The organism is Gardnerella sp. c10Ua_244 (assembly GCF_055818055.1).
In genome coordinates, this window is the sequence record NZ_JARFVS010000001.1 from 287,805 (window position 1) to 306,914 (window position 19,110).

At 44.2% G+C, this 19,110-nt stretch carries 16 protein-coding genes; all 16 read right to left on the bottom strand.

What is annotated here, in order from left to right:
• Window positions 1-33 precede the first annotated feature (33 nt).
• A complete protein-coding gene (gene rplJ / locus P0108_RS01295) occupies window positions 34-555 on the bottom strand; it encodes a 50S ribosomal protein L10 (RefSeq protein ID WP_004109752.1) in 522 nt (173 codons plus the stop codon).
• A 389-nt stretch (window positions 556-944) separates the two neighbouring features.
• The gene (locus tag P0108_RS01300) at window positions 945-2,339 is read right to left on the bottom strand and encodes an NCS2 family permease (RefSeq protein WP_012913808.1); all 1,395 of its coding nucleotides are present in this window, start codon (window positions 2,337-2,339) and stop codon (window positions 945-947) included.
• A gap of 253 nt (window positions 2,340-2,592) precedes the next feature.
• Window positions 2,593-3,372 (bottom strand): phosphate ABC transporter ATP-binding protein PstB, encoded by a 780-nt coding sequence (gene pstB / locus P0108_RS01305; protein WP_004109757.1) that lies wholly within the window; start codon window positions 3,370-3,372, stop codon window positions 2,593-2,595.
• 68 nt (window positions 3,373-3,440) lie between these two features.
• Window positions 3,441-4,478, bottom strand: a complete 1,038-nt coding sequence (gene pstA, locus P0108_RS01310; protein WP_473730694.1) for a phosphate ABC transporter permease PstA — start codon at window positions 4,476-4,478, stop codon at window positions 3,441-3,443.
• Window positions 4,479-5,426: a phosphate ABC transporter permease subunit PstC gene (gene pstC / locus P0108_RS01315; protein ID WP_473730743.1), complete on the bottom strand. Its 948-nt coding sequence runs from the start codon at window positions 5,424-5,426 to the stop codon at window positions 4,479-4,481. It abuts the gene before it with no gap.
• A 106-nt stretch (window positions 5,427-5,532) separates the two neighbouring features.
• Window positions 5,533-6,759, bottom strand: a complete 1,227-nt coding sequence (gene pstS / locus P0108_RS01320; RefSeq protein ID WP_473730695.1) for a phosphate ABC transporter substrate-binding protein PstS — start codon at window positions 6,757-6,759, stop codon at window positions 5,533-5,535.
• Between the two features lie 206 nt (window positions 6,760-6,965).
• Entirely contained in the window at window positions 6,966-7,676 is a 711-nt protein-coding gene (gene mtnN / locus P0108_RS01325; protein WP_064621724.1) for a 5'-methylthioadenosine/S-adenosylhomocysteine nucleosidase, read from the bottom strand.
• Between the two features lie 6 nt (window positions 7,677-7,682).
• Complete coding sequence (locus P0108_RS01330; RefSeq protein WP_064621723.1) at window positions 7,683-8,174, bottom strand: hypothetical protein; 492 nt, start codon at window positions 8,172-8,174, stop codon at window positions 7,683-7,685.
• 113 nt (window positions 8,175-8,287) lie between these two features.
• Window positions 8,288-9,469 (bottom strand): 3-deoxy-7-phosphoheptulonate synthase, encoded by a 1,182-nt coding sequence (locus tag P0108_RS01335; RefSeq protein ID WP_064621722.1) that lies wholly within the window; start codon window positions 9,467-9,469, stop codon window positions 8,288-8,290.
• 198 nt (window positions 9,470-9,667) lie between these two features.
• Window positions 9,668-11,002: a C1 family peptidase gene (locus P0108_RS01340; RefSeq protein WP_064621721.1), complete on the bottom strand. Its 1,335-nt coding sequence runs from the start codon at window positions 11,000-11,002 to the stop codon at window positions 9,668-9,670.
• Between the two features lie 111 nt (window positions 11,003-11,113).
• Window positions 11,114-12,538 (bottom strand): coiled-coil domain-containing protein, encoded by a 1,425-nt coding sequence (locus P0108_RS01345; protein ID WP_064622115.1) that lies wholly within the window; start codon window positions 12,536-12,538, stop codon window positions 11,114-11,116.
• A 176-nt stretch (window positions 12,539-12,714) separates the two neighbouring features.
• Entirely contained in the window at window positions 12,715-13,680 is a 966-nt protein-coding gene (locus tag P0108_RS01350; protein WP_064622117.1) for a purine nucleoside phosphorylase YfiH/LACC1 family protein, read from the bottom strand.
• A 14-nt stretch (window positions 13,681-13,694) separates the two neighbouring features.
• Window positions 13,695-14,558, bottom strand: a complete 864-nt coding sequence (locus tag P0108_RS01355) for an aldo/keto reductase (protein ID WP_076002605.1) — start codon at window positions 14,556-14,558, stop codon at window positions 13,695-13,697.
• Window positions 14,559-14,804: 246 nt separating this feature from the next.
• Window positions 14,805-17,576 carry a polyribonucleotide nucleotidyltransferase gene (locus P0108_RS01360; protein WP_473730696.1) on the bottom strand — a complete coding sequence of 924 codons (2,772 nt, stop codon included), beginning with the start codon at window positions 17,574-17,576 and terminating at the stop codon, window positions 14,805-14,807.
• Between the two features lie 345 nt (window positions 17,577-17,921).
• Window positions 17,922-18,191, bottom strand: a complete 270-nt coding sequence (rpsO, locus tag P0108_RS01365) for a 30S ribosomal protein S15 (protein ID WP_004109774.1) — start codon at window positions 18,189-18,191, stop codon at window positions 17,922-17,924.
• 130 nt (window positions 18,192-18,321) lie between these two features.
• Window positions 18,322-19,065 (bottom strand): hypothetical protein, encoded by a 744-nt coding sequence (locus P0108_RS01370; protein ID WP_004109776.1) that lies wholly within the window; start codon window positions 19,063-19,065, stop codon window positions 18,322-18,324.
• Window positions 19,066-19,110 lie beyond the last annotated feature (45 nt).

Consider the following 19,110-nt stretch of genomic DNA (forward strand, 5'->3'; position numbering starts at 1 on the left):
TTGGTTGGTCTCATGCAGCAAGCTGCAAGGGAATCAAGCGGCCTTTTCCTGCTTCTCGCGCAAAGCGTCGATTGTACGAACTGCCTTGGTTGGCAATGCGTTGAACAGGTAAGCGGCCTTGGACATGGTGCCCTTGAGCGCGCCGGCCATTTCGGAAAGCAACTGTGGACGCGACTTCAAGTCGGCGAGCTGCTTTGCACCTTCGGCATCGTAAACGGTTCCATCTGCGAAACCGCCCTTGATTACGAGGGCTTTATTCTCTTTGGCAAAATCACGCAAGGTCTTAGCAGCCTCAATGAAATCACCCTTAACGAAGGTGACTGCAGTTGGACCGGCGAGAAGCTCGTCGAGACCTTCAATGCCCGCTTCCTTAGCAGCAATACGAGCAAGCGTGTTCTTAGCCACAGAGTAGGAAGTATCGCGGCCTAGCTTTTCGCGCAGAGTAGAAATCTGCGGAACGGTAAGCCCGCGGTACTCGGTGAGGTAGATAGCGTCTGCATTACGGAAAAGTTTCGTAAGCTCGGCAACTACCGCTTCCTTTTCGGGCCTCTTCATGGCGTTCCTTCCTAAATTGGCCGTAGGTGAAAGAAATGCATCAAGCGTAATAAACAGGGCAATAAAAAAGCCCTGCGCACTGGCAGAGCAACATAAAAACACTAAAATGTGCTTAAATTTTCGACTCATAACGAAATTCGCTATAAATCATCGCTCAACCTGTGCTGGCCTGACACATCAATTTCAGGAATTTTTAATTCCGCCAACGGTCTGTGGTTTACGTTGGGCAAGTCTAATACGCCGTTAGGACAATGTCAAGAGAAATACTATAGAAATAAAAAAGAGGGCATGTAATTTACATACCCTCGAATTTTTTAATTTTTACTTTTATATTTTATGTTTCACAAGTTCACTACTTGCAAAATGCACCCTTACATTAAATGCACATTTTACAGCACTGCATTAGCAACGAAATCAAGCAAGAACAGCAAGGAAACAATCCAAAGCATTGGATGAACTTCCTTAGCACGCTTCTTGCAAGTCATAACTAAGCAGTACATGATGAAGCCTGCAGCGATGCCGTAAGAAATGGAGTAAGAGAACGCCATAAATACGGCAGCAAAGAATGCAGGAATTGCTTCGGAAATATCGTCCCAAGCAATTTCCTTCAAGGAGCTTGCCATCATGCAACCAACAACAACAAGCACGCCTGCAGTTGCTGCAGCAGGAACTGCAGAAGCAAAAGGCGCAAGAACAATAGAAAGCGCGAAGCAAATAGATACAACTACGGAAGTCAAACCAGTGCGACCACCGGCACCAATACCAGCAGCAGATTCTACATAAGTAGTGGTGTTAGAAGTACCGCAAATTGCGCCAACAGAAGTAGCAATAGAATCAGCAAACAATGCGCGATCCATCTTGGAGCTAAATCCGGAGCCGTTTTCAAGAGCCTTTTCGTCAGCCTCAGAGAAGATACCTGTACGACGGCCAGTACCAATAAAGGTGCCGAGAGTGTCAAAAGTATCCGACATTGAGAATGCGAAAATAGTTACCAACACAAGCGGCAAACGAGCAGGATCAGCAAACAAAGATGCAAAACCCTTATCGCTAAAAATAGCACCGAAAGTAGTTGGAAGCTGAGCAAAAGCATCAGTAACAGACACTGCATTGTTCAAAGAAGTCAATCCCAAAGGAATACCAATTAAAGAAGTTGCAATAATTGTAATAAGCAAGCTTGCGCGAACTTTAAGAACTGTAAGAACAATAGCAAAAAGAAGTCCAATAAGGAATAACCAAAGCACAGGGTTATTCATAACAGCAAGACCTGGAATAGCAGCAGTTGGTTTACTCTTTGCAGCGGCGGCAGGATCCTTGGAAGTAAAAGTAATCAAGCCAACACTCATCATGCCCACATAGGCCACAAATAAACCAATGCCACCGCCGATTGCTTGTTGAAGCGAAGTCGGGATGGCACGAATAATCATTTTACGAATCTTGGTAACGGTAATAATAATGTTAATTAAACCGCACAAGAACACCATGCACATGGCCTCTTGCCAAGTAAAATGCAGGCCGAAGCAAACTGTGTAAGTAAAGAATGCGTTAAGACCCATGCCAGCAGCCTGTGCGTAAGGTACGTTAGCAAACAAGCCCATAACAAGGGTACCAATGATTGCTGCGATGATTGTAGCGAGGAAAACGCCACCTTTAGGCATGCCAGTTTGGCTTAAAATCATTGGATTTACGACGATAATATACGACATTGCGAAGAATGTAGTGAGACCTGCAGTGATCTCCGTTGATACATTCGTGCCGTTTTCTTTGAGATGGAAGAACTTTTCCATATACTCTCTGTTCCTTGGTTTACAAGCGCAAAAGACCAGAAAAGCGCGGCGAAAGCACTTGAGCAATCGCGTACGCAATTACATTTGGGCATTCACGCAGAGGTTACTGCGACTCGTCGAATGAACGAAGGCATCACAAAATCTCACATAAAATTATGAAAATTACGAAACCTTTGAACAACCGAACAGCTCTGACCTTACGCGCACGTGCTGACCAAGGAAATACACCGAAATCAAAGAAGTATATAACAAATCAGCCAAAACGACCGGAAATATAACGCTCAGCTTCAGCGTTGCGCGGATTGTTGAACATAGTAGTCGTGTCTGCAAAGTATTCCAAATGCCCCGGCTGACCTACAGCTTTCAAATTAAAGAATGCCGTGTAATCCGCAACACGCGCAGCCTGTTGCATATTATGAGTCACGATCACAATCGTGTAGTCACGCTTAAGCTCATTAATCAAATCTTCTACAGCCAACGTAGAAATAGGGTCAAGAGCTGAGCAAGGCTCGTCCATAAGTAAAACTTGCGGATGCACAGCCACAGCCCTAGCAATGCAAAGTCGCTGCTGCTGACCGCCAGAAAGACCAATACCCGGCTTATCTAAGCGATCCTTAACTTCATTCCACAAGTTCGCGCCTCGTAAAGCCCACTCAACTAAATCGTCAGCATCACTCTTAGCAATTTTGCGATTATTCAAACGAACTCCAGCGAGCACGTTTTCTCGAATAGACATTGTTGGGAAAGGATTTGGACGCTGGAAAACCATGCCAACATCGCGGCGGACAGCCACAGGATCCACGTCTTTACCGTATAAATCGCGGCCTTCAAGAAGCACTTGACCTTCTACTCGCGCGCCAGGAGTGATTTCGTGCATGCGGTCTAAAGTGCGCAAAACTGTTGATTTTCCACATCCGGAAGGTCCGATAAAAGCCGTCACTTTATTTGGCTCAATATTAATATTCACATCTTCTACAGCAAGAAAATCACCATAGTAAATATTAAGATGCTTCACATCAATTCGTTGACCCATTTTATGCTCACTTTCTAAAAATTTAATTCGCTTTGCTTTAACTCACTTTATTTAAGATTTACTTCGCTTTATTTCGCCTTTACAGAAAACACTCGAGCTACAACTCGCCCCAAAATATTTAGCAACAACACCAACACAATAAGCGTTAAAGCTGCAGCCCACGAGCGCTCCATTGGAATTGACGTTACGCAAGAAGCCGGCGCATTAGCTGGACAATTCGCAGAAAGTTTGGAATATTCTTGGTAAACGTACACCGGCAAAGTCGTCATTTGCCCATCAAATAAATTGAGATTCGTGGAAGCAATAAAGCCTGAAGCCATAAGAAGTGGTGCAGTTTCGCCAATAACGCGCGCAACCGCAAGAATACAGCCAGACACAATTCCCGGAAGAGCAGTGCGCAAAACGATTTTTGTAATTGTGCGCTGCTGAGTAACTCCCAAAGCAAGAGACGCCTCGCGCAAATCGTTAGGCACGATTTTTAGCATTTCTTGAGAAGACTTCACAACTGTTGGAATCATAAGAAGCGAAAGAGCCACAGATCCTTCAAAACCATTGATTGTGCCAGGACCAGCAAGAAGAGCAAACATAGAAAATGCAAACAATCCAGCAACAATAGACGGAATACCACTCATAACGTCAACAAGCAGATTAATTATGCGCGAAATTTTGTTTCCGCGAGCATACTCAACCAAATAAACAGCACACATTAAACCAATCGGAATTGAAATAACCATAGCTCCTAGCGTTATTTCAAGAGTTCCAATAATCGCGTGCAAAATTCCGCCGTAACCGCCAGTTCCAGTAGCATTTCCGCCCACAACGTAAGTCATGTTATGAGTGAGAAAATCAAAATTTAAACGCTTAATACCATTGATAATGGTTGTTAAAAGCAAAGAAATAAGCGGAATAAGTGCCACAACAAAAGACAAGAAAATCAGCACGCGCATAAGCATGTCTTTACGTTTGCGCGCAGCTATGTGTGAGCGAGTTGGGCGGAATTTGTTGAAGTCAATAACCGAAGCCGCAGAATTTTCTGCGCGATTTTCTACGCAATTTTCTGCGAAGACTTCAGCACCTTCGTTAGATTTATTAATTTGATGCTCCATTTATGCGCCCGCCTTTCCGGTAATTTTGCGAGCAATAAAGTTGACTGCAAAAGAAATAACGAACAAAACTAAGCCGGTTGCAATAAGCGCACTTACGCCAAGTCCGTTCGCTTCCGGATACTGCGCTGCAATGTTTGCGGCAATAGTTTGATTTTGAGAAGCCTTGAAAATATTGATACCAAAAGTAAATCCAGGAGACAAAATCATCAAAACTGCCATCGTTTCACCCAAAGCACGGCCCAGCCCAAGCATAGAAGCCGACACAATACCAGACTTTGCAAACGGCAGAACCGCTAATCTAATCATCTCCCACTTTGTAGCGCCAAGCGCGAGCGCACCTTCTTGCTGCAAACGCGGAGCCTGCTGAAAAATATCGCGAGCCATAGAAGTAATAATCGGCAAAATCATCACAGCCAAAACTAATGCAACCGTAGCAGCAGAACGAGAAGGATTAGCCGCCGGACCAGAAAATAGCGGAATCCAGCCAAAAAGTTTAGAAACCCAATCCCAGAAAGGATACATAGCTGGAACCAAAACCAATCCACCCCATAAACCATAGATTACGGACGGAATCGCCGCAAGCAAATCAATTACTCCACTTAAAAGCGGAACAATTTTTTTAGGCGCATAATACGAAATAAACAGAGCAATACCAATTGCCACAAAAAATGCGAACAGCAGTGCGAGCGCAGACATAAGCACTGTGCCAAAAATAAGCGGAGCCACATAGCTTATAAAATCATGCGCTTTACCACCAGTAAAATCAGCAAACACATGACTTACTTGATCGTGATTTCCACTTAATAACGGCAAAGCACGAAACAGCAGAAATACTGCAACTGCTGTAAGAACAAGCAAAATTAGCATGCCACAGCCTGCAGCCACGCCTTTAAAAAGACGGTCTACAAGATGAGTGCCAACATAATTTTTGCTATTGCTCTCAGAAATTTGAGCAGTTTCGTTTGCACTATTCGCAACTGCTTTCGCATTTTTCGTAGAACTCAATCATTCTCCTTTATAACCGATACGTTCATAATATCAGTTTGTAAAGTTTTTACTTTCCTGTTTTAACAGACTTAATCGATGCGTTAATTTTGCTTACCAAATTTTGTGGAAGTGGAGCCGTTCCAGCAGCAGAAGAAGCAGCATTCTGCCCTTCCGCGCTAGTTACGTAGCTAAGCCAAGACTTCACAAATCGAGCAGTTCCAGCATCTTTATAAACCGGGCAAGCAATATCGTAAGAAACTAACACAATTGGATAAGCACCCTTAGATTGCGTATTGTGATTAATTTTCATAACAACGCGATTAGGATATTTTGCAGAAGCGTCTGCGTCAATTTCAGAATCAGCTAAAGTTTTAGAAGCAGCTTCCGGAGAAATCTCATTGTAAGTATCCCCCACCTTCACTGCAACAGTACCGAGCTTACCGACCTGTGAAAAATCAGCGTAACCAATCGCACCATTTGCCATGCGAATAGTAGATACAACGCCCGAAGTGCCCTTTGCACCTTGACCGACACTATTCGGCCAGTTTTCAGAAAGATCATATTTCCAATCGTCCGGGGCTGCATCCTTCACGTAGCTTAAGAAATTCTGCGTTGTACCGGACTTATCGGAGCGGTGAACAACAGTAATCGGGGTGTCTGGAAGCTTTAGCTTAGGATTCTGTTTCTTGATATCCTCATCATTCCAGCGCGTAATTTTTCCGTCGAAAATTTTAGCAATCGTCGAAGCGTCCAAATTAATATGCTTGCCAACATCCGAAACACCTTTAAGGTTGAAAATAATCGCAATTGGTGAAACATACACAGGCACATCGAAAGCCGTAGTTCCATGAGCACAAACCGACTTAGACTTTTCAACTTCGTCGTTACTCAATGCTTTGTCTGAACCAGCCCAAGCCGTGGCACCAGTCATAAAAGTGGTAACGCCAGCACCAGAACCAGTAGGATTGTAAGCAATTTTTGCACCCGGATTTTTAGATTGGAATCCTGCAATCCACGCTTCCATTGCAACCTGCTGGGAAGAAGCACCCGAGCCTTGGAAATTGCCGGAGATCTTAGTGTTTTGCGAACCTGACGCATTGGAATTATCAGCAGGAACATTGTCTCCGCAAGCAGAGCAGGTTGCACACAAGCCGAAAGTTAGCGCCGCCGCAGCAATACTGCGGAACTTAAGTGCGCTTTTAGTCGTATTAAATTTATTCATATTTGACTTATTCATATCGTTACGCATATTCTTCTTTCCTTTCGCGAAGAATTGCCTTGCGCCCCACCACATTTTCGCGTTCCTATAGCCGTATTGCGAATTGGGCGCATTTTCTTAATTAATCCCTATCTTTTTTTATTAACGCAACCATCGTAAACAGGTGGGTAAAACCTCACCGGCAAAAATAAAGTGGGTACCAAAAATGGCGGTATTTGGCGCTATATTTAACGCGACTTAAGCAAAATGAAGGTCGGCGACCACATCAGCGTGTCGAAATGCTACAAATTGCGAAGAATATTTACCGTAATTTTTGCAGCAGTGTCCGCATACTCGGAAATATCAAAAGTGTGAAAATCCTCGTATTTTGTATCCGCATTATCGCTCATTGCGCGCACAACAAGTGCAGGAACGTCGTTACGAGCAGCCACATGCAAGACTGCTGCGCCTTCCATTTCCACAGCATCCGCTTGAGTAGCTGCAATTACCTCCGCTACTTTTTCTGGCGAATCAACAAAATATCCGCCGGATGCAATAGTGCCAGCGATATGCGTGATTTTCATATCGGTAAGCACTTTACTAGCTACTTTAAGAAGATAATCATCCGAATGAAATTCGCTTGCAAATGGCTTCCATTGACCGATTAAGCGCATATCGGTATCGAGATATTTTACAGTTTTTCCAAGAACAACATCGTTCGTATGCAAATTTTTATTAAGATTTCCTGCAATACCAGAAAAAATTACGGCTTGAGGATTGTATGCGTCAATAAGATATTGCACAGTTGCAGCAGCATTAACCAGACCCATTCCGCCAACAGTAGCCGCGACTTCGATTTTACTGCCATTCGCCGAGTCAAGAGTGCCGCAAGATACATCAAGACTTGCAGAGTGATCGTGAGTCACGTTTTCAAGCGCACTGGCAATATGCGCAACTTCTTCCTCTAAAGCACCAACAACAGCGACTTTAGTAATTTTCTCAGTATTAGACATTAAGAATCATCCTTTTTTTACTTCGCCACTTACGCATTTATCGTTATTCTTAACCAAAAACACGCATACTAAAGTCATAATAACAAAAGTTAAAGTCGCAATCTTCAGCAATGCTTCGCACGTAAAATCAAACCAAGGATTCACAACAGGAACATTGAAAAACGCAATAATTTGATTCTGCAGAGCAAGAAAAGCGAAAAATCCAGCTATAAGCAATACACAAACTAAAGTGCCAACAATGCGACGCCATCCGTTAGCAAAAACAAGCAAAACAATTCCAGTTACAAACGGCATAAAAACGCTAAACCACAGTGCAGAATCAGTAACAAACGTGTACCCTGCGCTATGAGTGCCACGATACCACGCAAAAGCAAGTAAAATAACGCCAGTGGCAATCAAAGCAAACAGCACATATTTCACAATCGGAAACGCTTTACACGCAAAACCTTTATTCGCATTATTCCCATTATTCGCTTTATTCAAGTCTTCGTTATACATTTCAACACACTCCCTTGTACGCAAAATATAATGCAAAAATAGGCGGCAAATACAGTAAGGAATATAAGCCAAGTAGAAATTAATTGAGATTATCTTACTACAATCTCTAAGCTCTAAGCTCTACGGCGAGTTGCTACAGATTTATCTAAAATTCTTAGCAAATTGGCAGTATCTTCCCAAGAAATGCAACGATCCGTAATAGACTTCCCATATTCAAGTTCGCTAAGAGGAGCAGGATCCTGATTACCACCCTGTAAGAAGCTCTCCATCATCACGCCCTTAATGCCCTGCTCACCCGCAGCCAAACGATCCGCAATCTCACGCACAACCTCAATCTGGCGACGCTCATCCTTGCCAGAATTACCATGCGAGCAATCCACAACCACGCCGTGCGAAGCCATACAACCAGTGCCCAAACGCAAACGAATTGAAGCCACAGCAGAAGCAACCGACGCAGCATCATAATTCGGCCCCTTACTAGATCCGCGCAAAACCACGTGACAATCAGGGTTGCCAAGAGTCTGCACAGCACAAGCGCGACCAAGATGATCAATACCAAAGAACGTATGATGTTGGCTCGCAGCTAAGCAGCCATTTACAGCCGCAGAAACAGAACCATCCGTAGCATTCTTAAAACCAACCGGCATAGAAAGACCACTAGCAAGCTGACGATGAATCTGAGACTCAGTATTACGCGCACCAATCGCACCCCAGCTCACAGCATCCGCAATAAACTGAGGGCTGGTCGGCTCCAAAAATTCAGTAGCAGCAGCCAAACCAGCATCCAACACGCCGAGCAAAGTCTTACGCGCAAGCAACAAACCCTTATGAATATCATGCGTTCCGTCAATATCCGGGTCGTTAATCAAACCCTTCCAGCCAAGAGCTGTGCGCGGCTTTTCAAAATACACGCGCATAACAATAAGAAGCTCATCTTCAAGCTCCGAACGCAACTTAGCTAAACGACTCGCATAATCAAGAGCAGCCTTAGGATCATGCACAGAACATGGGCCAACAATAACCAACAAGCGATCATCTTCGCCATTCAAACAGCTACGAATCTCATCGCGCGACTCAGCAACAATATCCTGCGCATACGGCGACAATGGTAACTCACCAAGCACCTGAGCAGGAGTTGGCAAAGGCTCCAGCTCAAGCACGCGGCGGTTTATTATGCGATCCACGCCAACCTGGTCTTCCCAGCGCTGAAACTTCGCAGAATTAAGAGGGTTACGCCCCTCCTCAACTTCCTTCTTTACCGCGCGAGAAGTACGCTGCTCAGCTGTAGAAGCCATTTGTCACCATCCTATAAAAACTGTGCTTGGTGTGATCGGTGGGTGCGAGGAGAGAATCAACCTAACTTGGTGGGGTCGGTGTACGCATCTTGAAATAAAGATGCGTACACCGCCGAGCTTGCGTTGAAAGCACACCGTGCTTTCAACTTTGAGCAAGCTCGGCACATTAGGTTAGCTTGAAATCCTAATGATTTCAAGCTATGCTAATGCGCCCATTGGATCCCACGCCGGTAATACGATTGCTGGTTCTTCTAGGGCTTTGCGATATTCTTCCGGAAGCAGATTCTTCGGCACTGCAACTTCATACACGTACTCAGTGAACCAATCGTCACTCATCGTAAAGTAACCCTTATCTGCAATATCAGTGCCCCAAGAGTTCTCTACGCGCCAACGACGAGTAGTCGTACCATCATCAGCAACATCCACACCAGCAAAAGCCATAGCGTGATTCATTGCAGAATCAGCAAAACGCACACGCGCTTCCTTATCCAAATCAAAATCAACGCCATAAACGCGACCATACTCGAACAAATCAGTAGCCCAAGCGCCATTCTCGCGATCCATCATAGGATGGCAATCGGCACCAAACCACACTGGAATGCCCTTCTCAACCAAAATCTTACGCACGCAATCCTTCATAAACTGGTTTGGCACGTTCAAATACTCGGTTGCGTCTCCGCCAGCAACATTACCCAAGTGCTCAATAGCAATCTTCTTGCCCTTAGGATGTTCAGCGCGAGGATCGTCAACCAAGCACACATAATCCTCAAGACCAGCATTCACATACTTCTTCCAGAACTCAACTGGCGTAATCTCACCATCGCGATGGAACTTGCCGTCGCTATCAGTCCACTCCCAATCGAAGCTCTTAGGTGGCTCACCCAAGTGAATTGTCAAAATCCTGTGACCTGCAGCAGTAGCATCCGCAATAATCTCATCAATTTCAGTGGCATTCACATACATATGAGCAACAGCAGTATGCAAAAGCGCACGCAACTGCGTATTCATAGCACCAGTATTCTTAGAAGAAGCAGTTTCTGGGAACAAATCCTTAGGAACAGCACCATACTTCTTGTAAACGTTCATAGCCATGGTCCACTGGCCGCCATCGCCCATAACGTCATGCAACAAATGCTGAATCAAGCGAGAATCTGAAGGCTCACCTGCACGCACCAAAGCAGCAACATCCTTCAAGAAGTAGTTAATTCGCTCAAGCTTGTCGTAGTACATTGCGTAGTTTTGAGAAAACTCAAATTCCTTCAATCCAAGAGATTTCTTCGCAATGAAACGAGCCACGTTCAACGAGCTAAACAGCCAGCAACGGCCAGAACGATCCTGATGTGTTGCATCTCCGTTGTCAACAATGGTAGAAAAACGACGCTGCAATAAGCGCGCACGATCATAATTACGCGCGACTTTATCAATACCAGCAGCAGTCACACCATTCATAGCTAAACGGTTTAAAGGATTTGCGTCAAAATCCTCACGCAAACCTTGTAATTTTTCATCAGTTAGAGCAGTGATTTCAGTCACAATGCTACCTTTCCTGTTAATTATCAATATTTATTTCAAATATTTATTCAAATACCAGCACATTCTAGCGTACGATGTTTAAGCCAATCTACAAATTTTACAATATTTTCTTTATTGGTTATCTGTGTCTTGGTCTTCTTGAGACTCGTTAGCTTCTTCAGATTCAGCCAACGCAGCTTGAACATCTCGCTGAGCCTGCTTCGCATCTGCAGAAGATTGAGCATCCGACGAATCCTCATTATCGTCAGAAGCTTGCGCAACTTGTTGGTTTTGTTGAGCATCCCCAAAATCAAATCCAGAGAAAGCATTCGCAAACAGCGAACGCAATTCCGTAACGCGCTGCGTAATAGTTGCCTCACGATGCTGCAATTGGGTTAATCGAGTCGTCATGCCATCAAGCTCTTGCTGCGCTGCAGCTCTACGCTCTTCAACCTGAGCAGTTGCCTCCTGCATAGCTTTGCGCACAATATCAGCAGCCTGACTATCCGCAGCCTGATGCGTTTGCGCTGCATATTCGTCAGCTTCTTGATGAACAGTTTTTGCGCGATCAACCAAAGCATCTGCTTCTTCCTGAGCTGCTCTTTCTTTCTCTTTCAAACCAGAAAGCAAGGCATTGACTTTCTTTGTAGCTTCCTCCTGTTGAGCAGCAATATCTGCTCGAATCTGCTCAACTTCTGCACTAACTTGGCTTAACGTACGCGTGCGTTCAACTTGAGCATCATCTGCAATTTCTTGAGCTTTAGCAGCAGCAGCATCCGTAATTTCGCCAGCTTTGCGCTGTGCGTCAGCCATCATCTTCGAAGCGTGTTCGCGCATATCAGCAAGCTTTTTATTTGCTTCTGCAAGAGCAGATTCAATCTGATCGTTTGTTTCAGCTTTAGCACGTGCAATCTCTTCGTTTGCAGCCGCACGCTGCTCAGCAATTTTTTGCGCAGCTTCCGACTTAAGTTGCGAAATGCTGCTTTCTTGCTGAGCGCGCTCAGAAGCCATGCGCTTCGTATGTTCTTCTTGAGTGTTTTGTAAAGCTAATTCTGCAGCGTCTTTTTGAGCTTGCACATCTTTAGCAGTAGTATCGCGCAAACGTGCAGAATCTTCTTGTGCAGCTTGCATAAGTTGTGTCGACTTTTGCGTGGCATTGGAAAGCATTGTGTCTGCTTTAGTTTGTGCTTCTTGCATTAAATGTGCAGCATCCAGTTTTGCATTGTTCAGCAAAGTTCCAGCTTGTGCTTGTGCATTCTTTTTAATTGATGCAGCATCTTGCTTAGCGCGCTCAAGCAATTGAGAACTAGTCTGCTCTGCAGATGCCAGCAATTGTTGCGCATTTGCACCTAAGGATGCAAAAGTATTTCCGCTTTTTGCACGTTTTACATTATTTTTTTCTTCTTGCAATTGCGCTTGTAATTGCAAAATTGATTCATCGCTTGAACGCACTTGTTCACGCAGACGAGAAATAGTACGCTCATAGTTTGCAAATGCTTCATTTACCTTGTCTTTATCGTACCCACGCAACGCGGTTGGAAATAAATCAGCCACCATAATATTCCTTTCACAAGCCCCCACACAGCTGCACAAAACGCTGTGCTACACCATCAGAATCAACGCTATCACTTACAAGCAAAAAACACTCGTGTGTTGCGCACGTTTTTGCTAAGCTCACACAACTGCACTTACTACCTAGCTCAAATACAGTAATGTTTATATAGCATATGCGATTATTTGTCGCGAATTACTAAAGCAAGAAGTCTACCTTCATGCGATTTTCCAGCTAAACTAGCACGTCGATGAGAATACCATAGCGGATTTTCCAAAGTGCACATTGGGTTTTGCAAATTTTGCAAACGTTCCGGCAAAGACTCGCCTTCCCCATCTACTTCGCAAATCGTGCGCAATTCCTCATCTTCCTGCAAATATTGCGTAGCTGCAGTAACTCTTGGCAAAGCGTCAACAATATTCGCAACTCCTGCGAGCGCTAAATCAATGCGTGCAGCTTCAGCAATATCAATACCAATTCCACCGAAACGCGTTTTTGTTACAGTTTGCGGATAACGTTTTTCAAAATCGCGCGCAATACTCTCACCAACTTCGTAGCAATCTCCACAAATACACGGACCGAGCACTGCTTCTATACGAGAACGCTCAGCTCCCTTTTCGCACATTGCTTCGATGACAGCATCAAGCACTCCAGCCATCAATCCTTTTCGTCCACAATGCGCTGCAGCGATTACTCCAGCTTCGTCGTCCGCAAGTAAAACTGGCAAACAATCTGCAGCAAACATTCCTAATGCAAGCGAGCACGCAGTTGAAACTTGCGCATCTGCTTCAATTCTCAATTGCGAATCCGCAAAACCTGTTGCATCAAAGCCGTAAGAAGTATTCCATGAATCTACTACACTATCTGCGTCAAATACTTCTCTGCTATGAACTTGAGCAACAAGCGACAAGTCAGCTTGCAAAGCTTTTTGTAAAGCTGCGCGATTGCTTGCTACAGCCTCCTCACTATCTCCTGCGCGTCCGCCTAAATTAAGTGAAGCAAATGAACCTTCAGAAATTCCACCCAGTCTAGTAGTAAAAACTGCATGAGTGCGAGACCCTAACGGCACTGGAATGGTTACAGGAATTGGCGTACCATCCTCATCTTCGTGAGGCAATGGCATACCAGTTACGCTTGTTTCTTGCATTTTATTGTTTTCTTTCAGCCTAAATAAGCCAATTCTTCATTGCTTAATTGCAAATCGGAAGCTTTCAAACTATCTAAAATTGTAGCTGGTCTGTGAGCTCCAGGAATGACAAATATGTGATCGCCTTTAGCGAGCTCCCAAGCCAAAACTACTTGCTGATAACTTACGTTATGATCTTCAGCAACTTTGCGGAATGGATCGAAAAGATGCTCGTCATAAGGATGACGGAATCCACCTAATGGACTCCAGCAAACAAAAGCAATTCCAAGCTTTTCGCAATATTGCAACGTATCTTCATTCTCTAAATGAACTGGAGAATATTGATTTTGTACTGCTACTAGCTTTTCTCCTAAAATGTTGCGCGCAATATCGATTTGTTCCACAGAAGCGTTAGAAATACCGATTTCTCGAGCCACACCTTCATCAAGCAACTCTTGCATTGCTTCAATAGACTCATTGTATGGAACTTCTGGATCTGGCCTGTGGAAGTAAAGCAAGTCAATAGTGTCAACGCCTAGAGCCATTGCAGACTCTTTGGCATGCGCAATCAAATGCTCTGGCTTACCATCCTTACCCCACGTTGGTCGCCCGTCAGTAAAGTTACGGAAGTGACCGACTTTAGTAGCAACCAAAATAGAAGATTTGTCGCCTTTCCAGCTTTCTAAAGCCTCACGAACAAGCTTTTCGCCAGTTTGTTCTTCACCACCAGAGCAGTAATATGCCCAAGCTGTGTCAATATGCGTACAACCTGCATCAAGAGCTGCGTGAATTGTTTCAATTCCCATATCGTGGCCAAGATTGTTTTCTATTGTCAATGGCATTTCGCCAAAACCAATAGCGGTTGTATCAAACGAACCTAATGCGCGATGCATAACCATATTTCATCCCTATTTTGTAAGTTTTATATTTTTCGTAAGTATTTATTATTGCATTACGCTACTTTACGCAGTCACAATATTTTACTACTTTTTATATTTTATTTTATTGCACAGATTACATAAAACATTTAAATAGCTATCTAAAAGAAATGCCTCCAAACGCAAACGCAGCTTGAAGGCATTTCTACGAATATTTATTTTTATTTAGTATCTAGCAATAATTTTGCTTTAATACTATTTGCGCAATTAATCTTCCTCAAATGGATCAAAATCGCGACGCACGCGGCGACGAGGACGCTCTGCGCGCTCTTCACGAGCCGAACGATACTCGTCATAGTGATCGTCATCAGCTGCATAACGCGGCTTTCTATCAGATACGCGACGATTTTCTGAATCTCGACGATTTGAACGATCTTCACGGTCGTCACGGTCTGCACGCTCTTCACGGTCGTCACGATTTTCGTAACGATTGTCACGGTCATCGCGCACACGGCGACGAGGACGATCATCAAAATCGTTATCGCTGTAACGGTCATCACGATCTGCACGACGGTCGTCGCGACGAGTGCTGCGGTCATCATAACGGTTATCGCGATCCATGTATCGGTCATTTCGATCCATGCGATTTCGATCGTCACGATCATCGCGCATGCGGCGACGAGGACGCTCATCGCGATCTGCACGATCCGCACGGTCATGATTATCGCGATCGTCACGGCGAGAACGACGGTAATCGCCACGAGAGTCACGAGAATCGCGATCGTCGCGAGAACCGCGGGAACGATTTTCACGCACTGCTGGAGCAGAAGATTCTTGATCCTCAAAACCTGGAATAGCCAAAGAAATTTTGCCACGCTCATCTACGCTTTGTACGATAACTTCAACATTATCGCCTTCCTTCAGCACATCTTCAACAGTGTCAATGCGCTCACCATTTGCTAAATTGCGAATCTGTGAAATGTGAAGCAAACCGTCAATTCCAGGAGTCAAATTCACAAAAGCTCCAAAGCTTGTGGTCTTAACAACCTTGCCTGTGAAAGTTTCACCAGCTTTTGGCACGCGAGGATTTGCAATAGAGTCGATGATTCCCTTAGCTTTCTCAGCAGCTTCGCCGCCTTCAGAAGAAATGTAAACAGTACCGTCATCTTCAATAGCGATTTCAGCACCAGTTTCTTCCTGAATTTGGTTAATCATCTTGCCCTTAGGCCCGATTACTTCACCAATCTTGTCTACAGGAATTGTGGTTGTAATAATGCGTGGAGCAAATGGGCTCATCTCAGCTGGGCAATCAATGCACTCGTTAATAACTTCAAGAATCGTTGTACGAGCTTCATGTGCCTGCTGCAAAGCGGCAGCCAAAATATCAGCTGGAATACCGTCAAGCTTCGTATCGAGCTGCAAAGCAGTGATGAATTCAGAAGTACCAGCAACCTTGAAGTCCATATCACCAAATGCATCTTCTGCACCAAGAATATCAGTCAAAGTCTTAAAGATATGCTTTCCATCGACATCGCCAGAAACTAAGCCCATAGCAATACCAGCAACTGGAGCTTTCAAAGGCACGCCAGCAGCAAGCAAAGAAAGCGTAGAAGCACAAACGGAACCCATAGAAGTAGAACCGTTAGAACCAATAGCTTCAGACACCTGACGAATAGCGTATGGGAACTCTTCGCGTCCAGGCAATACTGGAACCAAAGCCTTCTCAGCTAAAGCACCGTGACCAATTTCACGACGCTTTGGAGAACCAACGCGACCAGTTTCACCAGTGGAGTATGGAGGCATTTCGTAGTTGTGCATATAACGCTTAGTCTGTGGACCAGAAAGCGCATCAACCTGCTGCTCCATCTTAAGCATATTCAAAGTAGTCACACCCAAAATCTGGGTTTCACCACGCTGGAAGAGTGCAGAACCGTGTACGCGAGGCACAACATCAACTTCTGCAGAAAGCGTACGAATATCGCGCAAACCGCGGCCATCAATACGATAATCTTCAGTCAAAATACGACGGCGAACAATTTGACGCTGCAATTCTTTAAACGCATTGCCGAGTTCCTTTTCCTTTTCGGCTTCGTCCATATCAGTGAATTCTTCTGCGATTGCAGCACGCACGCCTTCTTTAATTTCAGCGATACGATCTTGACGAGGAAGCTTTTCAGCAATAGAAAGAGCTTCATTTAAATCAGCATGAGCAATCTCGTCAATACGAGCATAAAGTTCGTCAGTATATTCTGGGAAGAGTTGGAATTCCTTAGTTTCCTTAGCTGCAATACGCTTCAACTCATTTTGAGCATCGCAAATAACCTTAATAAATGGCTTTGCAGCTTCCAAACCTCCGGCTACAACTTGCTCATCTGGCTTGGTTTGACCATCATTGTAAATCAAATTCCAAGCATTCTTACCAGCACCAGCCTCAATCATTGCAATAGCAACATCGCCATTTTCAATCACACGACCAGCCACAACAATCTCAAATACTGCACGCTCGCGCTCACTCCAACGTGGGAAAGCAACCCACTGGCCATCAATCAAAGCCAAACGAACGCCAGAAACTGGGCCCTCAAATGGCAAACCAGAAATCATAGTAGATGCAGACGCCGCATTCAAAGCAATAACATCGTAAGCATCATCTGGATTAATTGCCAAAATTGTTTCAACAACTTGCACTTCGTTACGTAAAGTGTGTGGGAACAACGGACGCAACGGGCGATCAATAATACGGCATGCCAACGTTGCTTCGTTAGAAGGACGACCTTCACGGCGGAAGAACGAACCTGGAATCTTTCCAGCAGCATACATTTTTTCTTCCACATCAACAGTTAATGGGAAGAAGTCGTAATTTTCCTTCGGACTAGATCCTGCAGTCGTCGTCGACAAAATCATGGAATCGTCATCCAAATATGCGGCAACAGCACCATCTGCTTGCTGAGCAAGTCGACCAGTTTCAAAGCGTAGCGTACGCTTACCAAATGAACCATTATCAATAACGGCTTCTACAGCCTTAATTTCGGGACCCTCCACGGGTTCCTCCTTTTCTTAACTTACCTAATCAACCAACATGCGTAATAACATTGACGACTTCGCATTATTACTTATATGCGAATATTTGCACTCTTTGCAACACTTGCGTTACGTCAATATTTCGTAGTGTTTTTTGTTTCGGTTACTTCAATCATCCGTATTCAGTTATACATCAATCTTTAATTATTTTTTGAATTATTCGTTAATTCTTTTTAGTTATAAATTTTAAATATTGTTCACAACACTTACCCCAAATCTGTGAATATGTGAACAATTTTTATGCGTACACGTACCTGCGTACAGCACAAAGAATACAAAAGCCCGAGCTAAGCCCGGGCTACAAGACTATCGACGCAAGCCAAGTCGTTCAATCAAAGAACGATAACGGTTGATGTCAACACGCTTCAAGTAATCGAGAAGACGACGACGATCACCAACCATGAGCAACAAGCCACGACGAGAATGATGATCGTGCTTGTGCTCCTTCAAGTGCTCAGTAAGGTCAGCAATACGCTTGCTAAGCAAAGCGACCTGCACTTCTGGGGAACCCGTGTCACCCTCGTGCGTCGCGTATTCGTTGATAATGTTCTTCTTATCTTCAGCCGTTAATGCCACGGCGTCCTCCTTAATATCACTGCGCGGTGCCACAACCTTCTGCTGTAGCGCTCTCAATCCGCGGGCGTTACACGCCAAGTCTCTATCATACAACCACTTGCAAACAACTTATTTTCGCAAAATCCAAATATTACATTGCGGTCATAAAGCCACCAAATAACACAACTAGAATTGCCAAAACCTCAATTGCATAAAACATTATGAACGACGCCCAACTACGCGTAAGAACATTCAAAGCCGAGGTTTTAGGAACAATGACAAGCAAACCAACAAAAATGACAGCAAATACAGCTACTCCAATACCTGCAGAAATAATGCCAAGATTTGCCGCATTCGCTAAACCTGAAGCATGACCATAGACCACATACGTCGAATACCAGAAGCTCATGTTTAGCATGCATAATCCGGCAATAAGTTGTTCTAAAGCCAGAAAAACAGCAAACATTATCCGCCAAATCCAACGATGAGTGTCAATCAACGCCATAGCAAGACTTGTAAAAGCAGACACTGTGATTACCCACGAAATAAAAACAACACCTTGCGAAGATAATCCAGAGCAATGCGAAATAACCCACGAAGTATGACGAGCTGCCATAGTGCGACCAATCCAATACGGAATAACAATAGCGACAAGCAGAACGCCAAAATAAATCCACCAATTCTTTGGATTAGAATGCTTACGAGAAAAATCAGCAATCGACAAGTCTGTTTCCGGCAAACCAATGTTTACATATTCGTCAGGAATTTTGCTTTTCGAATCATCATTCTTTTTTAAAACTTCATTAGCATTGATTACACGAGCAGAACGTTTCCTAGGCTTTAGCGGAGCAAAACTTTGTGGATATTCACCATCATGCTCATCATTTAACTTCATACGTTACTTCTCCTGCCAATCTTTAATTGCCAAGCAATTTCTCAA

What these genes read in the sequence shown, in the direction of transcription:
- P0108_RS01355 (WP_076002605.1), bottom strand. Translation starts at nt 14,558, where the DNA reads ATGGTTATGCATCGCGCATTAGGTTCGTTTGATACAACCGCTATTGGT.
- mtnN (WP_064621724.1), bottom strand. Translation starts at nt 7,676, where the DNA reads ATGTCTAATACTGAGAAAATTACTAAAGTCGCTGTTGTTGGTGCTTTA.
- P0108_RS01370 (WP_004109776.1), bottom strand. Translation starts at nt 19,065, where the DNA reads ATGAAGTTAAATGATGAGCATGATGGTGAATATCCACAAAGTTTTGCT.
- rplJ (WP_004109752.1), bottom strand. Translation starts at nt 555, where the DNA reads ATGAAGAGGCCCGAAAAGGAAGCGGTAGTTGCCGAGCTTACGAAACTT.
- P0108_RS01300 (WP_012913808.1), bottom strand. Translation starts at nt 2,339, where the DNA reads ATGGAAAAGTTCTTCCATCTCAAAGAAAACGGCACGAATGTATCAACG.
- pstB (WP_004109757.1), bottom strand. Translation starts at nt 3,372, where the DNA reads ATGGGTCAACGAATTGATGTGAAGCATCTTAATATTTACTATGGTGAT.
- P0108_RS01335 (WP_064621722.1), bottom strand. Translation starts at nt 9,469, where the DNA reads ATGGCTTCTACAGCTGAGCAGCGTACTTCTCGCGCGGTAAAGAAGGAA.
- pstA (WP_473730694.1), bottom strand. Translation starts at nt 4,478, where the DNA reads ATGGAGCATCAAATTAATAAATCTAACGAAGGTGCTGAAGTCTTCGCA.
- pstS (WP_473730695.1), bottom strand. Translation starts at nt 6,759, where the DNA reads ATGTGGTGGGGCGCAAGGCAATTCTTCGCGAAAGGAAAGAAGAATATG.
- P0108_RS01345 (WP_064622115.1), bottom strand. Translation starts at nt 12,538, where the DNA reads ATGGTGGCTGATTTATTTCCAACCGCGTTGCGTGGGTACGATAAAGAC.
- P0108_RS01330 (WP_064621723.1), bottom strand. Translation starts at nt 8,174, where the DNA reads ATGTATAACGAAGACTTGAATAAAGCGAATAATGGGAATAATGCGAAT.
- P0108_RS01350 (WP_064622117.1), bottom strand. Translation starts at nt 13,680, where the DNA reads ATGCAAGAAACAAGCGTAACTGGTATGCCATTGCCTCACGAAGATGAG.